Source organism: Bifidobacterium parmae, assembly GCF_002860365.1.
Lineage (GTDB): Bacteria > Actinomycetota > Actinomycetes > Actinomycetales > Bifidobacteriaceae > Bifidobacterium > Bifidobacterium parmae.
This window is the reverse complement of record NZ_NMWT01000022.1, coordinates 41,144-58,627: the sequence shown is the minus strand read 5'-3', so window position 1 is coordinate 58,627 and position 17,484 is coordinate 41,144. Positions and strand designations below refer to the sequence as shown.

The window sequence follows — 17,484 nt, the reverse complement described above, 5'->3', positions numbered from 1 at the left end:
AGTCTGGGCCGTATCTCAGTCCCAATGTGGCCGGTCGCCCTCTCAGGCCGGCTACCCGTCGAAGCCACGGTGCGCCGTCACCGCACCGTCAAGCTGATAGGACGCGACCCCATCCCGTACCGGTAAGACCCTTTCCCAGAAAACCATGCGATCAACTGGAACATCCGGCATTACCACCCGTTTCCAGGAGCTATTCCGGAGTACGGGGCAGGTCGGTCACGCATTACTCACCCGTTCGCCACTCTCACCCACCAGCAAGCTGGCAGGATCCCGTTCGACTTGCATGTGTTAAGCACGCCGCCAGCGTTCATCCTGAGCCAGAATCGAACCCTCCACAAAAAAACATTGCAGAAAGACATCGACAGATGACTCTCATTAAAAACAATTGACGGAACCTCTAATAAGGAAAGAGGTTCGCACAAAAACCCCGACCCTCTTCAACGCCCCTCGGCGACTCCAGGAAAACCCCGAAGCGAGAATCGGACTGGCAATCATTGACTATAAAGAAGTAAGTAGTACAACACACTCTTGAGTTCTCAAACCACCACCACGTCAACGGGCAAACCGAACCAACCAGAAGAAGGGGAATCAGCCCGCCGCGCTGAGCGGCAACAGGTGAATAACCTACACCAACCCAACCAACCACGCAAACCCACCCCACAACAACACCCCAAAACCCCCGGAAACACAACACTCCCACGGCGTGTCGCAACACCACCGAAACACACACCCAAACCACACCACCCGGACCACCCACCGACGCGCTCCGCGCGCCACCTCCCGCCAGCGGGAGGAAACACACACCACCCACAGACCGACCAGCCACCCTCCGACGCGCTGCGCGCGCCACCTCCCGCCAGCGGGAGGAGCGGGTCACTCCGTGTCGGGAGGAGCGGGTCACTCCATGTCGAGGGGGACGGGGTGGTCGGGGGCGGGGAACGCTTGGGACAACAGCTCATACTCGGCGTCCGAGAGCGGGGAGTCGAGTACGGCGGCGTTGGCGAGTACGTGTTCGGGCACGCCGGAACGCGGGATGGCGATCATGTCGGGCTGGTGGAGCACGAACGCGAGCAGCACCTGCATCGGCGTGAATCCGTGTGCGGCCGCGACCTCGTGCACCGCCGCGCTGCCGAGCAGCCCGTCACGCAGGCGCCCGGCCTGGGCGAGCGGACAGTACGCCATCACGGGGATATGCCGCCCGCGCAGCCACGGCAGCAGATCGACTTCGATGCCGCGCGACCCCAAGTGGTAGAGCACCTGATCGACGCAGCAATGCGATCCGCGGGACACGTCCATCAGCTCGCGCATGTCGTGCAGGTCGAGGTTCGAAACGCCCCACCGACGGATCAGACCGTCATCGACCGCCCGTTCCATGCAGTCGACGGTCTCGCGCAACGGCACGCTGCCACGCCAATGCAGCAGGTACATGTCAAGGTAATCGGTACCGAGACGACGCAGCGACGCCTCCAGACTGCGGCGCAGGTGACGGCGTCCGGCGTTGTGCGGATACACCTTCGAGACGAGGTACAGCGATCCGCGATCATACCCGTCGATCGCCGCGCCGACGAGCCGTTCGGCGCCTCCGTCCGCGTACATCTCCGCCGTGTCGATCAGGCGCACGCCCGCATCCAGTCCGGCGCGCAACGCCGCTGCCTCGTCGTCGAACGGCCGGCGCCCCTCGCCCAGATACCAGGTTCCCATGCCGAGCCGCGGCATCACGCTCCCGTCCGGCAGCGTCACCTCTTGCGGCGTCGTTCCGTGCGGCGGCGTCTCGCCGCGACGCGTGTTCCGATCGTCCCGCGCATCATCCGCATGCACATCACCGACCATACGTCATGCCTCCTTACCGGCATCGGACGGCGACGCGCATCGCATCCGACGCATCAGGTCCGGCACGTCGCCATCCGGGTATCGCCATCCGGGTCGAACGGCGGATTCCACCCACGATTGTATCGCCGGCGGCCACCGCAATCCACGGATCACAGCGATCCACCGCTCGCCGCGACACCGCGCATCACCGCGTGGATTCGCGTGCGATGACCTCCGACTCGCAGGTGAGCAGCTCCGGTTTCGTGATGTCGCCGCGGATGCGCCCGAGGATCCTCTCGACCGCGACGGGCGCCGTCCATTCGAGACGCGACGACATGGTGGTGAGCGGGATCTGCAGGTACGGCGCCTCCTCGATATCGTCGAAGCCGATCACCTGCACTTGGGCCGGCACGTCGATGCCGCTGGTGCGCAGCGCGGTCATCGCGCCGATCGCCAACTGGTCGTTCAACGCGACGACGCCGTCGAACGGCACACCGGAATCGATGAGACGCTGCGTGGCGCGCGCTCCAGCGCCGATCGTCCAGTCCACGTCCGCGGCCATGTCGCCGACGAGCCGCGCGTCCACCGTGATGCCGCGGCGACGGCTCTCCTCGATGATGCCGCGCAGTCGCAGCTGCGCATTGCCTTCGGTCGCCCCCAGCAGCGCCGCCTCGTCGTAGACGCCGCGCGCGCCGACCACGGCGAGACGCGTGGAGCCGTGGTCGTACAGGTATCCGGCGGCGCGGGCGGCCGCATGCACGTCGTCCGGGGTCACATGGTCGGCGACGCCCCACGTGGTGCGCGCGCCGACCACGACGAGCGGGAAATCGACCTTGAGATCGTCGGGCGTGATGGTCTCCACCTCGCTCATCGACAGGATCATGCCGTCGGAGACGGTGGTGTTGAACTTCTCCAGCAGGTCGCGCGCGCCCTTCGCCGAGCCTTCCGCGTACGTGGTGACGTACACGGAATAGTCGTGCTGCCGCGCCGCGTCGATCACGCGGTTGGCGAGTTCGGCGAGGTACGGCGGGGTGAGCGACGGCACGGCGAGCGTGATGAATCCGGTGTGGTCGCGGTTCAGGTTGCGTGCGGCCACGTTGACGCGGTAGCCGAGATCCTTGATGACCGTTTCGACGCGTTCGCGCGTGGCCTCGCTCATGCGCCCGTTGCCGTTGATCACGTTCGAGGCGGTCTTGAGCGAGACGCCGGCCTCCTGCGCCACGTCGCGCAGGGTGACGCGTCTTTTCGCCGGTTTCGTCCCGCTCATCTCCGCACCTCGCTTCCATTGCTCCGACCGTCGCCATTCTACCCGCCCGCGGCCGGCGTGGACTACACGCGGCGCACGGTCGTCGTGATGAGGATGGCGTTGCGCCGCAGCGTGTACGCGGCGGTTCCGCCCGCGTCGATCGTTGCGTCCGCGGCATCCGCACGATCCGCACGGTCCGCCGTTCCGGCTTCCGTGCGGTGCGCGACGACCGGTTCGCCGGGAACGCCTTCCAGCGTGACGTCGCCGCGCGTGCGGTTGAGGTAGAAGTCGAAGCGGATGGCACCGTCCGCGGATTCGCGGATGGTGTGGATGATGCGGGAATCCGTGACGTCGCCAAGTCCCAGCGAGGGGATGAGGGCGGCGATGTCGTGGCGGTCGAGGTCGCAGCCGACGTAGATGCCCCGACCCTCGCCATAGGGATGGCTGGTGACGGCGGGCGTGCCGTCGAGCTCCCAATCGGCGGCCGCCTCGCCCGCATACGTGGCGATGACGGTCGCGTCTGGGGCGACGGAGGTGACGTCGGTCTGCCACAGTCGGGTCGTCAGTCCGTTCGACAGCGCAATCGCGTCGGGTTCTCCTTCGGCTTCGGGACCGAGGATGTTGAACTCCTCGCCGCGCACGCCGAGCACGTCGCGCAGGAGCCCTTTGCCGGCGCCCGGGTAGCCTCCGAGACCGGCGTGGAAGTGTTCGTCGATGATGCCGGTCGCGTAGTCGACGACGACGGTGCCGCCCGCTTCGGCGAAATCGGCGATGCGTCGCACGTCGGCGTCGGACAGGACGAGCACGCTCGGCAGGACGATGGTCCGGTAGCAGCTCCAGTCGTAGGCGAGCGGGACGATGTCGGCGCGGCTCCCCGCGTCGAGGAAGGCGCGATACCAGTCGCGCACGTCATGCCAATGGCCGAGCTTCATGCTCGGCAGGGTCTCGCTGCGCGTCGCCCATTCGCTTGTCGCGCTGAACAGGATCGCCGTGCCGGAACGCTTCAGCTCCGTGCCCTGCAATCCCGCATCGGAGAGCGCGGCAAGCGTCCTGCCGAGTTCGACGACGCCGCGGAAGATCTTGGAGTCCTCGCCGGCGTGCGGCACCATCGCGGAGTGGAACGCCTCGGCGCCGGAACGCGACTGCCGCCATTGGAAGAAGTTGATCGCGTCGGCGCCCATCGCAACGTGGGCGAGCGAGTCGCGCATGAGCTCGCCGTGACGCTTGCGCGTGTTGAGCTGCTTCCATTGGACGGCGGACGTGCCGTGCTCCATCACATACCAAGGTTTGCCGAGGGCGAGGGAGTCCATGAGCGCGTCCGAGCAGGCGAGTTCATCGAGATGGGATTCGCCCTCGTGGAAGTAGTGGTCGTTGGAGACGAAGTCGACCTCGTCCGCCCACTGCGCGTAGTCCATGCAGCACTGGTCGGTGGAGACCATGAAGTTCGTGGTGAACGGCTTGCCGGGACAGATCGCCTCGATCGCGTCGCGTTCCGCCTTGTAGAAGTCGAGGAGCATGTCGTTGCCGAACCGTTCGTAGTCGAGCTGCTGCGGCGGGTTGACCATGCTGTCGCCGCCCATATGGCGCGGCAGCAGCACCTCGTCGAACGCGTTGACATGCTGCGACCAGAAGGCGGTGCCCCACGCCTCGTTCAACGCGTCGACGGTACGGTACTTCGCCTCGCACCATGCGCGGAACGCGTGAAGCGCGTCGTCCGAATAGTCGTGGCGGTTGTTCCAGCCGTACTCGTTGCCCATATGCCATGCGGTGACATACGGGTTGTCCTTGTAGTGTTCGGCGAGCATGCGGCACAGGCGCAGCGCGTACTCCTTGAACACGGGGCTGGTGGGCCGCCAGGACTGGCGGGACCCGGCGTTGACGACGTGGCCGTACCGGTCGACGGGCAGGACCTCCGGATGCTTCTCGTACAGCCACAGCGGCGCGGTCGCCGTGGCGGAGGCGAGGTCGACGGCGATGCCGGCCTTGCCGAGCCGGTCGATGACGGAGTCCAGCCAGTCGAAGGTGAATTCGCCTTCGCGCGGCTCGATCCGGTCCCAGCTGAAGATGGCGAGGGCCACCGTGTTGACGTGCGCCTCGCGCATGAGCCGGATGTCGTCGTCGATGGTCTCGTCCGGCCACTGGTCGGGGTTGTAGTCGCCGCCGAACGCGATGCCGCGCCCGTCCGGCGTGAGCAGAGCCGGCCACCTGAACGCTCTACGAGTAGTCATGATGGATCCTTTTGGGATATTTACTGGTGTTTACTCCTTGACGGCGCCGGCGGCGAGGCCGGACTGCCAGTACTTCTGCAGGCAGAGGAAGGAGATGACGAGCGGGATGATGGTGATGAGCGAGCCGGTGATCACGAGGTTCTGGATCGCCTGGCCGCCCGCCGTGCTCGCCTGGTCCTTCCACTGGTTGAGGCCGATGGTCAACGGATACCACTGGGAGTCCTTGAGCATGATCAACGGCAGGAAGTAGTTGTTCCATGTGGCGACGATGGCGAACAGGGCGGTGGTGACGATGCCGGGCGCGAGCAGCGGCAGTGAGATCTGGAAGAACGTGCGGAACTCGCCGGCGCCGTCGACGCGGGCCGCTTCGAGCAGTTCGTCCGGCACGGCCTGGTCGGAGAAGATCCACATGAGGTACAGGCCGAACGTGGAGACGAGCGACGGGATGATCATCGACCATGGGGTGTTCGTGAGCCCGAGCTTGGCGAACAGGAGGAACTGCGGGACCGCCAGCGCGATGCCGGGCACGGAGATGGCGCCGATGATGATCGCGAAGCACAGTCGGCGCCCGGGGAAGCGGAACTTGGCGAGCGCGTAGCCGCCCATGATGGCGAGCAGGGTGGCGCCGCCAGCGCCGACGACCACGTAGAGGATCGTGTTGACGAACCAGCGGCCGAAGATGCCGTCCTGATAGGTGAACACGGTGACGATGTTGTCCCAGAGGGCGAACGTGTGGCCGAAGCCGAGACCGAACGTGGACGTGAAGTCGGATTGGGTCTTGGTGGCGTTGATCATCAGGTACACGAACGGGAACAGGCAGTAGACGGCGAAGATCGCGCACACGATGGTGAGGCCGATCGAACGGGTGGGGTTCGCCGGGTTGGAGAATCCGGTCTTGGCGGCGCGTCTGCGTTCCGCCGCCTCGTCGCGTGCGATGCGCTTCTGGCGCGCCTTCTCGGCGGCCTTCGCGGCCTTCTCCTGGGCTTTGAGCTCGGCGGGGGTCAACGTTCTGATGGTTCCGGCGTCGCCGGTCGCGGTTGCGGTTGCGGTGCTCACTTCATCTGCTCCTTCATGCTCTTGAGCTGGACGATGTACGCGATGGCCATGGTGATGACGGCCATGACGATCGCCAATGCGGCCGCGTAGTTGGCTTGGTTGCCGCTGAAGCTCAGGTTGTAGGCGTACATGTTCGGCGTGTAGTACGTGGTGATCGCGTTGCCGGGCACCATGTTCTGGAGGATCGAGGGTTCGTTGAACAGCTGGAACGAGCCGATGATCGAGAAGATCACGGTGATCGCGAGGCTGCCTTTGAGTTCGGGCAGTTTGATCTTCTTGACGATCTGCCATTCGGAGGCGCCGTCGATCGATGCGGCCTCGTAGAGGCTGTGCGGGATCGTGGAGAGCGACGAGTAGAAGATCAGCATGTTGTAGCCCGCGTATTCCCACGTGTTGATGTTCGCGATGGAGGCGAGCAGCACGTCTGGTTTGAGCACGTCGATGTTCGTTCCGAGCAGGTCGTTGAGGGAGCCGACGAGGCCGTACTTGGCGCCGTAGACGAAGCCCCAGATCATCGTGGAGACGACGGCGGGCACCGCGTAGGGCAGGAACGTGGAGATGCGGAAGAACTTGGTGCCGTGCAGCTTCATCGAGTCGAGGGCGAGCGCCATGGCGGCCGCGAGGAACAGCATGATCGGCACCTGGAAGACGGTGAAGACGGTGACGCGGCCGACGGACGACCAGAATTGCCGGTCGGCGAGCAGTCGCGTGTAGTTCTCGAACGCGACGAACCTGGTGCCGCCGATCATCTGGTTCTTGAAGAACGAGATGTAGACGGCGTACGCGATCGGGATGATGAACACGAAGACGAAGACGACGGCGAACGGCCACATGAACTTCCAGCCGCGCCAGTCGGCCTTGTGCTTGTTGATGCGGGCCCGCGCCGTGTGGCGCGAGGCCATGTCGGGCAGGAGGCCCGTCGTCTGTTCGGATGTCTGTGCGGACATTGGTGGTCCTTTGCGAGAGGGGAATCGTCTGATCGATGGGCATGGCATGGGGCGGGGATGACGGAATCCCCGCCCCATGCGTGAGGGCGTCGCGGCGACCGGGAAGAAAGGCCGTCGGGCGGAAGGAGGAGGCGCCCGACGGCGGTGCCGCGAGGTCTTAGGCCGGGTGGACGGCCGTCACTTGACGGTGACGGTGTAGCCCTGGTCCTCGCCCTGCTTGGCGAGCTTGTCGCCGTAGTTCTTCAGCGCCTGTTCGAGGGTGATCTCCTTGGTGTACGCCTTGGAGACCTCGTCGCCGTAGGCGGACTGGGCGAACGGGTTGTACGGCAGGTACTGGAACTTCTCGGTCGGGCGCTGGGCGGCCTCGGCGAGGATCTTGTTCACGTTCTGGCCGCCGAAGTAGTCGTTGGTCTTCTTGTTGGCCTCGGTGGTCGGGTCGGTGAACGAGTCGGAGGTGAGGATCTTCTTGAGGGACGGGAAGGTGCCGGTGTCGGCCATCTTCTGCGCGCCGTCGCCATGGGTCATGTATTCGACGAACTTGTAGGCGGCGGCCTGGTTCTTGGAGAGCTTCACGACGGACAGGGCGGAGCCGCCGTCCTCGGCGGAGACCTTCTGGCCCTCCTCCCACTGCGGCAGCTGGGCGACGCGCCAGTTGCCGGCCTGGTCGGGGGCGCCGGTCATCAGGTTGATCGGCATCCACGCGCCGATGGTGAGCGAGGCGAGGGTGCCGTCGTTGAGCTCGCGGTTCCAGTCGTCGGACCAGTTCGGGGTCTTCGTGTCGACGAGGTCCTCGTCGATGAGCTTCTGGACGAACGTGATGTAGCGCTGCATGCCCTCGTCCTTGGTCATGTTGATGGTGATGTTCTCGCCGTCGACCTTCCACGGCTTGGCGCCGGCCTGCCAGACCTGCGCGGTGAACGGCTGGTAGTCGCCGGAGGTGCCGGCGAGGTTCGTGATGTAGGAGCCGGTGGCGCGGATCTTCTTGGCGGCCTCGTAGTAGTCGTCCCACGTCGTGATGGATTCGCCGTCGACGCCGGCCTTGTCGAACACGGCCTTGTTGTAGAAGAACATCTCCGGGCCGGAGTCGATGGGCAGCGCGTACGGCTTGCCGTTGTACTGGAGCTTGTTCCACGGGCCGGCGGCGAAGTCGGATTCGAGCTTGTCGGCGCCGAACTGGCTCAGGTCGACGAGGCCGTCGGTCACGGCGAACTGGGTGACGGTCGGATCCTCGAGCATGACGACGTCGGGCGCGCCGTTGCCGGCGGCGATGGCGTTGGAGAGCGCGGTGGAGGTCTTCTCGGCGGTGCCGGTGTTGTTGAACTTGACGGTGATGCCGGGGTTGGCCTTCTCGAATCCGGAGATGATCTCCTTCATCGAGTTGCCGGAGTCCCAGCCCCAGAACACGAGTTCGGCGTTGTCGGCGTCGCCCTGTCCGGAGTCGGAGCCGCCACCGCAGGCGGCGAGTCCGACGAGGGTGGCCACGGCCGCGGCGGCCGCGATGACCTTCTTGACGTTGCGCATGTTCATTCTCCTTATCCTCGTCGCGGAGACCTTCCTCCGCGACGCTCCTGACGAGTGCCTCCAAGCGGTACACCCGTGTACCAACAGGTATTATGATACACCTGTGTACCTTTGTGGGGGTCCGGCGTGTCGCCCCAAGCCCATCCGCCCGCCCGGCGCCACGCCACGCGTCCCGCAGGCTCCCTCGGCGACCTCCCCGCAGCCCTCCGGCTGACACCACGGCCGAATTCGTCACCGGCGCGTGGAATGCACCATGACGAAAACGGCACCCCCGGCTACTATCGGTATGTAATCCCCCATCGATGCATTGAGAGGAAGGCGCATGGCGGGTCTGTTTCATGCTGTCTCGAAACAGCGGAACCCCTTGGGAACGGCCGTACGGCTGCACGGCTCGGGACGGTACACCTTCGGTCTGGCGTTGAGCGCCGGCCTCGCGGGCCTGCTGTACGGGTACGACACCGTCTCCATCTCCGGCGCCATCGAGTTCCTGCGCACCCGCTACCGGCTCGACACCGTGATGGAGGGCCTCGTCATCTCCTCGATCATGCTGGGCGCGATCATCGGCGCCGCCTGGGCGGGCTTCCTCTCCGACCGGTTCGGCCGCCGCCGCGTGCTCATCGCCGGCGGATGCTTCTTCTGCATCTCCGCCGTGTGGAGCGCGATCACGTTCGGCCCCTACGACCTGATCGCCGCACGCGTCGTCGGCGGATTCGGCATCGGCCTGACCGCCGCGCTGGCCGTCACGTACATCACCGAATCCGCGCCGACCAACATCCGCGGCACGCTCACGTTCTCCTATCAGATGCTCGCCGTGTGCGGCATCTTCCTGACGAACGTCATCAACTACATCATCGCCTCCTACGGCACGCCCGCATGGGACCTGTCGACCGGCTGGCGCTGGATGCTCGGACTCGGCGCGATCCCGGCGCTCGCCTTCCTGCTCGCCATGTGGCGCGCGCCCGAAAGCCCCCGCTACCTCATCCAGCACGACCGCGCCGACGAGGGGTTCCGGGTGCTCGAGCACATCCTCGGCACCGAGGACGCCCGCATCCGCACCGACGACATCCAGGCGTCCATCCAACTGGAACGGGAGATGTCGAGCGAGTTCACCGACCTGTTCCGCCCCGGTCTCGGCAAGGCGTTGTTCATCGGCATCTTCCTCGCCGTGTTCAACCAGGCGGTCGGCATCAACGCGATCTCCTACTACGGTCCGGTCATGTTCTCCCGTCTCGGCTTCGGCGGCGACACCGAATTCCTCGCCTCCGCATGCGTGGGCGGATTCGAGCTCGTGTTCACCGTGATCGGCATGTACCTGATCGACACGATCGGCCGCAAACGCCTCATGGCCGTGGGATCGGGACTGATGACCGTGTTCGCCATGTGCATCGCCGGATCGTACATCGTCGGCATGCCGCTGCTCACGCTCGTGTTCATCATGCTGTTCGCCGCCTCGTTCGCGTTCTCGATGGGACCGATCCCGTGGGTGGTCATCCCCGAACTGTTCCCCACGTTCCTGCGCGGCCGCGCCACCGGCCTGTGCGTCATGTGCCTGCTGACGGTGAACTGGGCGGTCGCGCAGTTCACGCCGATGATGGTCGACAGCCTCGGCGGCGGCATCACCTTCCTCATCTTCGGCCTGCTCGACATCGTCTGCATGTTCGGCATCGTCACGCTCGTGCCGGAGACGATGGGACGCACGCTCGAGGAGATCGAGCATCTGTGGCAGCCGCGCACGTCGCTCGCCGCCGCACGATACGCGTTGAGCTCGGCGGACGCGAACATCCGCCACGCGGAGGCGGCGATCGTGAGCGCCGAGAACGAGCGCCTGCAGGCGATGGGCATCATGGAGGCGGCGGAACGCGCACGCGTCGCCGCCCAGAAGCAGATCTTCGAGATCCAGGCGAAGGAACGCGCGAAGGCGGAGCGCCTGTCCGCCGAACGCGCCGTCGAGGAGGCGCGCAGGGCCGCGCACACGCTCATGTCCGTGCCGCTGCCGCCGAACGCCGGCGCCGCGGCGTCGGCGACGCACCGTCACCCCACGGCTGACGATCTCACCACGCGCGTCACGCACGAGTTCGACACGGAGAACGGCGGCGACGACAAGCTGATGTCCACCACGGTGCCACTCGCCCGGTCCGACGCGCATCCGGATGCGGTCGCCGCGACGGAACGCGCGCACCGCATCGCCGCCGATCTCATGGCCGGCACCGCCACCGCGGCCGAACTGGGCGACGACGAGGTGCGGCGCATCACCGTCGAATCCAATCCGATGAACGGCGCGGACATCGCCCGCGACATCACCGTCGACCTGCCGGAACGCCAGCCGGGACATGAGCCGGAACGCGAGCCGGACCTGCCGGCGCGCGACCTCGACGCGGACGCGACGGCCGCCGTCGACGCCATCGACATGCTCGACGTCGCGGACAAGGGCAGGACCACGGCGGCGACCGACTCCCGCCACACCGACATCGACCCGACCGCGTTGGACGACGCCGAACTGCCGGACATGGACGCGACCCGGCGCCTCGACCCGCGGCGCATCCCGCCGACCGCCAGCGCGCCGGACCCGCTGATCGCCGCCCGCGAGCACGCGGATACGCTGGCCCGCCAACGCGCCGAGGACGCGCGCGAGGCGAAGGCCATCGACGACGCCCTCGACACGTTGGACTCGTTCATCAAGGGATAGTCTGCGCATGCGAAAGCCCCCGCCGATCTTCGACGGGGGCTTTCGCATGCTTCCGGGCCATCGTGACAGTCCGGAGAACCGCGCTCAGAACGCCACGACGCGGTCGGCGATGCGCATCGCCGATTCGCGGTGCGAGACCAGCACGGCGGCGCGGCCCTCGGACGTGTCGCGGATGGACCGGAGAATGACCGCCTCGTTCAACGCGTCGAGACGGCTCGTCGGCTCGTCGTACAGCACAAGGTCGGCGTCGCGCAGGAACACGCGAGCCAGACCGATGCGCTGGCGTTCGCCCTCCGACAGCCGGTCGCCGAGCTCGCCCACCGGGGTGTCGAGTCCCCTGGGCAGCGAGTCGACGAGGTCCAGCGCGGAGGCCTTGGCGAGGGCGTCGCGCAGGAGCCCGTCGGTCGCGGAGCAGCCTCCGCGCTCCCCCTGCGGCAAGGCGAGCAGCAGGTTGTCGCGGATCGTGCCGTCGAACAGGTGCGTCTCCTGCCCCATGAGCGCCTGCACGCGGCGGCGGTGATGCGCGTCCACGTCGGGCAGCGGCGTGCCGGACAGGGTCACGCGTCCGGCCTGCGGGTCCCAGTAGCGCATGAGGAGCTTGATCGTCGTGGACTTGCCGCGCCCGGACGGCCCCTGCACGCCGAGGATGCCGGTGGCCGGCACGTCGAGGGAGAAGTCGGCGAGGACGGGGGCGGAGTCGGCGGACACCCCCTCAGTCCGCGTTGCGGACAGCTCCCCCTCAAGGGGGAGCAAAGAAGAAGCCTCCGGCTCAAGCAGAGGGCGCGAAGAAGCGGTACCGTCCGGTTCAGGCAGGGGGCGCGAAACGGAGGAGGGGTAGGCGAAGGTGACGTGGTCGAGGCGCATGCCTTCGTAGCGGGGAGCGGCGGTGCCGGTCTCGGTGACGGCCGGGGTCTCGTCCATCAGGGCGAACAGGCGGCGGGCGGAGGCGAACGTCTGCGTGAGGTTCGCGGGCAGGGCGCTCAACGCCATCGTCGGGCCGAACGAGCTGGCGATCAGCGTGAACGCGACGACCAGCGCCGGCCCATGCAGGGGCGCGGCGGCGGCGAGCGCGATGGCGAGCGCGGCGGCGGCCGTGGTGAGCGCGAGCACGAGCACGCCGGCGATGCCGGCGAACCGGCCGTTGACGCGGCTCAGCCGCACGTGTTCCGTCCACAGGCGTTTCGTGAGCCGCACGATCACGGCGACGCGGTCCTCGCCGCGGCCGAAGCGGATGATCTCGCCGAGGCCGCGCATGTCGTCGAGCATGACGTCGTCGAGCGACGACGCCTGCCTGCGGATCGTGGGGCCGAGGTTCCGCACGCCGGTCGCGAAGAAGCGCGGCACGAGCACGCCGATGACGAGATGCGCGACGATGAGCGCGAGCGCCATCCACGGGTCGAGCGTGAGCAGCAGGACCGTGTAGACGACGGTCGTGGCCGCGGCGATGACGACGGGGCTGATGGTGTGCGCGAAGAAGATCTCCAGCAGTTCGACGTCGGTGGTGACCAGAGCGATGAGGTCGCCCTTGCCGTGTCCGGCGAGCTTGGCGGGCGCGAGACGGCGGAGCGCGGCGAACGCCTTGGATCGGAACAGGGCGAGCAGGCGGAAGGCGACGTTGTGGTTGAGATACTGTTCGACGTAGCGCATGAGGCCGCGCAGCAGCGCGCACACGATCATCGCGGCGACGGCCGGCGCGACGCCCATGTTCCACACGGAATGGCCGGCGATCGCGAACGCGCCGACCATCGCGAACACGGGCAGCATCGTGGCGGCGAGGTGGCCGATGGTGCCGGCGAGCGACGCGGCGGCCATGAGCCGCGCGAGCGGCCGGGCCTCCCCCAGCAGCCGTGTGATGGTCCGGAACGTGGAGAGGGGTCGGGCCGGCTTGTCGGCAGGTTGGCCCGGCGTGGCCGGAGCGGCGCTCTCCCCCAGTCCCGCGTTGCGGGACAGCCCTCTCGTCAGAGGGGGCTTGTTCTCCTCGTTTGCCTCCGAGTCACCACCAAGGCGCTCGATGTCGGCCTGGGTGCGGAAAAGCTTCGCGTACTTGCCGCCGTCGATGGCCATGAGTTCGGCGTGCGTGCCGTCCTCGACGCTGCTGCCGTGGTCGAGGACGACGATATGGTCGGCGTGTTCGGCGTTGGCCATGCGGTGCGTGATCATGACGACCGTCCTGCCGTCCCTGTGCGCGAGGTCTCGGATCGCGTCGAGGATGAGCGTCTCGCTTTCCACGTCGACGCTGCTGGTCGCCTCGTCGAACACGACCACCTGCGCGTCGTGCAGGAGGGCGCGGGCGATGGCGATGCGCTGGCGCTGCCCGCCGGACAGGTTGGCGGCGTCCTGTTCGATCGTCATGTCGAGTCCGTCGGCCTGCGCGCGCACGAAATCGTCGATGCGGGCGCGCTTCAGCGCCTCCCACATCATCGCGTCCGTATCGGCCGCGGCGTCGTCGTCGATCCGTTTCGGCAATGCCATCGCGAGGTTCTCGCGCAACGTGCCGGCGAACAGGTGGCTGCGCGCGCCGATCACCGTGACGGCGCGCGACAGCGTCTCGCCGGAAAGCGTCGCGACCTCCGCGCCGGCGAGACGCAGCGAGCCGGAGTATCCGGCGAGCGTGCCGGCGAGCAGCGCGGCGGCCGTCGACTTGCCGGAACCGGAGACGCCGACGATGGCGGTGAGTTCGCCGGGACGCACGTCGAAGGCGACGTCGGCGAGCGCGGGCGCGGCGTCGGCGTCGGCGTCGCCAGCCGCGCCGGCCGCGCTGCCGGAACCGTCGCCGTACGCGTAGGCGACGTGGTCGAACGTGACGTCGAGACCGGCGTCGCGCGTTTCGGGCAGGTCGGCGTCGCCGCGCGCGGGTTCGGGCGCGTCGAGGAGCGCGAAGATGCGTTTCGTGGAGGTCATGCCGTTCATCGCGACGTGGAAGAACGAGCCGAGCTGGCGCAGCGGGATGAAGAAGTCGGCGGACAGCAGGACGATGAGCAGCAGCGAGGCGAGCGTCATCGGCGCGCCGACGGAGAAACGCCACAGGGCGACGCCGATGCCGGCCGCGGTGCCGCCGTAGGCGACCGCGTCCATCGCGGTGAGGGAACGCAATTGAATCTGCAGGACGCGCATCGTCATCACGCGGAAGTTCTCGGCCTTCCCGTCGAGTTCGCGGGCGGCGCGGCCGTCGGCGTCGAACGCCTTCAGCGTCTCAAGGCCCTGCAGGTCGTCGAGGAACGCGGCGCCCATGTCCGTGTAGCGTCCCCAGTATTTCTTGAACGTGCGGGCGGCGCTCATCGCGACCATGCCGACCACGACGATGATGAGCGGCGCGCAGACGAGGAACGTGACGGCGGTCGGCAGGTTCATCGGCGCGACCACGCAGAACAGGGTGATCGGCGCGAGGACCGCGTAGAACAACTGCGGCAGGAACAGGTCGAAGAACGATTGGATCTGTTCGATGCCCTCGCCGGCGGATTGGACGACGTCGGCGGTCTTCACGCGCTGCGCGTAGGAGGGGCCGAACGCGAGCATCTTGCGGTAGAGCCTCTCGCGCAACGCGAGTTTGACGCGTTCGGACGCCTCGGTGCCGAGACGCGCGGCGGCGGCCGTCGTCAGATAGCGCACGAGGGCTGCGGCGACGATGACGCCGGTGCAGAACACGACGTCGCCCGGCAGCGGCGTGACGGTGGCGCCGGAAATCGACAGCTCATCCACGGGACAGGCGGAGCCGGAGGGCGTGGTGCTACAGACGATCAATCCCGGCGTGGCGGCATGGAGCAGATGGGCGAGCAGACCGACGACGGCCGTCACGAACGCGATGTTGGCGAGCAGCCCCACCCACATGCAGGCGACCTTGCCGGCGACCAGACGGCCTATGCCGGGCGCCATCCGGAACAATCGTTTGTCGAACATGAATCCCCTTTCGTGAATCTCAAGCCACCGTAACGGAAAACGCAGCGGAATGGAAGGGTTTGCAGCAATCCACAAAAGACGACGGCGCGGTTGTGGCATGGCGCACAACACGCGCCGACCTACGCGCGCGTAACTTAGGCGATGATCGGCCGGAACCGCGCCACGACACCGCGACATACGGATCGCGGGGAGAGGCGCACGGCCGCCGAAGAACGCAAGGAACGGTAAGGAACGCGCAATCATGCTTGACCACTACACCACCCCCGGATCGTCCGTCGAACTGCGCGACGACCAGACCATCTACTCGCTGCTCGCCGACCGTCTCGCCCGCACCGGCGCGGACACGGTCATCGCCGAGAAGAAGCTCGGACCAGGCCGCTGGGCGAACGTGACCACCGGCGAATTCCACCGCATGGTCCTGTCCGCCGCGCGCGGCCTCATCGCGCTCGGCATCGGCAAGGGCGACGCGGTGACGATCTTCTCCTCCACACGCCTCGAATGGGGCGTGCTCGACTTCGCGCTCGCCGCGATCGGCGCGGTCAGCGTGCCGATCTACGACACGGATTCCGCCTCGCAGGCCGAACGCATCATGAACGACGCGGACGTGAGGCTCGCCGTCGCCGACGACCGCACGCGCTTCGACCGGCTCGACTCGGTGAAGGACCACTGCCCGGCGTTGAAGCAGATCCTCATGATCGAAGGCAACGCGCTGGGAGCGTTGGAAGGCCTCGGCGTGACCGTGTCCGACGAGGAGCTGGACGAGCGCATCGCCTCCGTGCACATCGACGACCTCGCGACCATCGTGTACACGTCCGGATCCACGGGCACGCCGAAGGGCGTGGAGCTCACGCACCGCAACTTCGTGTCCGTCACCATCGCCGCCTCCGAGGCGCTGCACGAGATGATCACCGACGACCATCCGCGTCTGCTGCTGTTCCTGCCGCTCGCCCACTGCTTCGCACGGTTCATCCAGTACGCGTCGATCGCCTCCGACGACGGCGTGGTCGGCTACCTGCCGGACACGAAGTCCCTGCTGCCCGACCTGCGCTCGTTCGAACCCACGTACCTGCTGGGCGTGCCGCGCGTGTTCGAAAAGGTGTACAACGCGGCCTCGCACAAGGCGGGCGCCGGCTGGAAGGGGCGCCTGTTCCTGCGCGCGGCCGAGGCGGCGCGCGTGTGGAGCCGGAAAGAACAGGCCGGCGAGAAGCATACGCTCTCCGAGATCGCCGAACACGCGAAGTACGAGACGCTCGTCTACCGCACCGTGCGCGGCGCGTTGGGCCCGAAGATCAAGTACGTGGCGTGCGGCGGCGCGCCCCTGTCGCTCGACCTCGCGCACTTCTACAACGGCATCGGCCTGCCGATGATCCAGGGCTACGGCATGACCGAGACCGCCGCCCCGTTCGCCGCCACGCGCGTGCACGACAACGTGATCGGCACGGTCGGCCAGCCCGCGCCCGGCTCCTCGGTGCGCATCGCCGAGGACGGCGAGCTGCAGGTCAAAGGGCCGAACGTGTTCCGCGGCTACCACAACCTGCCGGAGAAGACCGCCGAGGCGTTCACCGCGGACGGCTGGCTTCGCACCGGCGACCTCGCGTCGATCGACGACAAGGGCCGCATCACGATCACCGGCCGCATCAAGGACATCATCATCACGGCCGGCGGCAAGAACGTCTCCCCCATCCCGCTGGAGGAGGAGATCGCCAAGTGCCCGATCGTCGAGCATGCGGTCGTGGTCGGCGACCAGCGTCCGTTCATCGGCGCGCTCGTCACGCTCGACCCGGAGGCGCTGGCCGTCTGGCTGCCCGCGCACGGACTGTCGCTGGACACGCCGGTCGACCGGCTCGCCACGAACGCGGCCGTGCGCGACGAGATCCAGGAGTACGTGGATCGCGCGAACGCGACGGTCTCCCGCGCCGAATCGGTGCGCAAGTTCGTCGTGCTCGACGAGCGCCTCACGCAGGAGAACAAGTGCCTGACCCCGTCGCTCAAGGTGGTGCGCCCGGCCGTGACCCGCGTGTTCGCCGACGTGATCGACCACGAGATCTACAACGGCAAGCGCTGAGGTGCGGCCTCGGCCACTCGCGTCGTTTC

General features: G+C 67.2%; 9 protein-coding genes and 1 rRNA gene. 2 read left to right on the top strand and 8 right to left on the bottom strand.

Annotation, left to right across the window (positions count from 1 at the left end; genetic code table 11):
- The 7 genes from Uis4E_RS07740 to Uis4E_RS07710 all read right to left on the bottom strand — a co-directional run.
- Nucleotides 1–339 (bottom strand): 16S ribosomal RNA (locus tag Uis4E_RS07740); the annotation flags it as partial.
- 558 nt (nt 340–897) lie between these two features.
- Nucleotides 898–1,830 (bottom strand): aldo/keto reductase, encoded by a 933-nt coding sequence (locus tag Uis4E_RS07735; protein ID WP_133125430.1) that lies wholly within the window; start codon nt 1,828–1,830, stop codon nt 898–900.
- Nucleotides 1,831–2,014: 184 nt separating this feature from the next.
- Entirely contained in the window at nt 2,015–3,076 is a 1,062-nt protein-coding gene (locus Uis4E_RS07730) for a LacI family DNA-binding transcriptional regulator (protein WP_101622612.1), read from the bottom strand.
- 62 nt (nt 3,077–3,138) lie between these two features.
- Nucleotides 3,139–5,283: a beta-galactosidase gene (locus Uis4E_RS07725; RefSeq protein ID WP_101622611.1), complete on the bottom strand. Its 2,145-nt coding sequence runs from the start codon at nt 5,281–5,283 to the stop codon at nt 3,139–3,141.
- Nucleotides 5,284–5,313: 30 nt separating this feature from the next.
- Entirely contained in the window at nt 5,314–6,339 is a 1,026-nt protein-coding gene (locus Uis4E_RS07720; RefSeq protein ID WP_101622610.1) for a carbohydrate ABC transporter permease, read from the bottom strand.
- Nucleotides 6,336–7,241, bottom strand: a complete 906-nt coding sequence (locus Uis4E_RS07715) for a carbohydrate ABC transporter permease (protein ID WP_243394433.1) — start codon at nt 7,239–7,241, stop codon at nt 6,336–6,338. Before Uis4E_RS07715 ends, Uis4E_RS07720 begins: the two co-directional genes overlap by 4 nt.
- A gap of 222 nt (nt 7,242–7,463) precedes the next feature.
- Complete coding sequence (locus Uis4E_RS07710) at nt 7,464–8,807, bottom strand: ABC transporter substrate-binding protein (protein ID WP_101622616.1); 1,344 nt, start codon at nt 8,805–8,807, stop codon at nt 7,464–7,466.
- 322 nt (nt 8,808–9,129) lie between these two features.
- On the opposite strand from Uis4E_RS07710, the gene Uis4E_RS07705 reads away from it, so the two are divergent.
- Complete coding sequence (locus Uis4E_RS07705; RefSeq protein WP_207764562.1) at nt 9,130–11,493, top strand: sugar porter family MFS transporter; 2,364 nt, start codon at nt 9,130–9,132, stop codon at nt 11,491–11,493.
- An 84-nt stretch (nt 11,494–11,577) separates the two neighbouring features.
- On the opposite strand, the gene Uis4E_RS07700 is transcribed toward Uis4E_RS07705, so the two are convergent.
- Nucleotides 11,578–15,390: a thiol reductant ABC exporter subunit CydD/CydC gene (locus Uis4E_RS07700; protein ID WP_101622608.1), complete on the bottom strand. Its 3,813-nt coding sequence runs from the start codon at nt 15,388–15,390 to the stop codon at nt 11,578–11,580.
- A 241-nt stretch (nt 15,391–15,631) separates the two neighbouring features.
- Between Uis4E_RS07700 and Uis4E_RS07695 the strand changes: the two genes are divergently transcribed.
- A complete protein-coding gene (locus tag Uis4E_RS07695) occupies nt 15,632–17,455 on the top strand; it encodes an AMP-dependent synthetase/ligase (RefSeq protein WP_101622607.1) in 1,824 nt (607 codons plus the stop codon).
- Nucleotides 17,456–17,484: the final 29 nt, after the last annotated feature.

Coding starts and splice junctions, on each gene's coding strand:
- Uis4E_RS07730 (WP_101622612.1), bottom strand. CDS start 3,076: ATGAGCGGGACGAAACCGGCGAAAAGACGCGTCACCCTGCGCGACGTG.
- Uis4E_RS07705 (WP_207764562.1), top strand. CDS start 9,130: ATGGCGGGTCTGTTTCATGCTGTCTCGAAACAGCGGAACCCCTTGGGA.
- Uis4E_RS07715 (WP_243394433.1), bottom strand. CDS start 7,241: ATGGCCTCGCGCCACACGGCGCGGGCCCGCATCAACAAGCACAAGGCC.
- Uis4E_RS07710 (WP_101622616.1), bottom strand. CDS start 8,807: ATGCGCAACGTCAAGAAGGTCATCGCGGCCGCCGCGGCCGTGGCCACC.
- Uis4E_RS07725 (WP_101622611.1), bottom strand. CDS start 5,283: ATGACTACTCGTAGAGCGTTCAGGTGGCCGGCTCTGCTCACGCCGGAC.
- Uis4E_RS07695 (WP_101622607.1), top strand. CDS start 15,632: ATGCTTGACCACTACACCACCCCCGGATCGTCCGTCGAACTGCGCGAC.
- Uis4E_RS07735 (WP_133125430.1), bottom strand. CDS start 1,830: ATGGTCGGTGATGTGCATGCGGATGATGCGCGGGACGATCGGAACACG.
- Uis4E_RS07700 (WP_101622608.1), bottom strand. CDS start 15,390: ATGTTCGACAAACGATTGTTCCGGATGGCGCCCGGCATAGGCCGTCTG.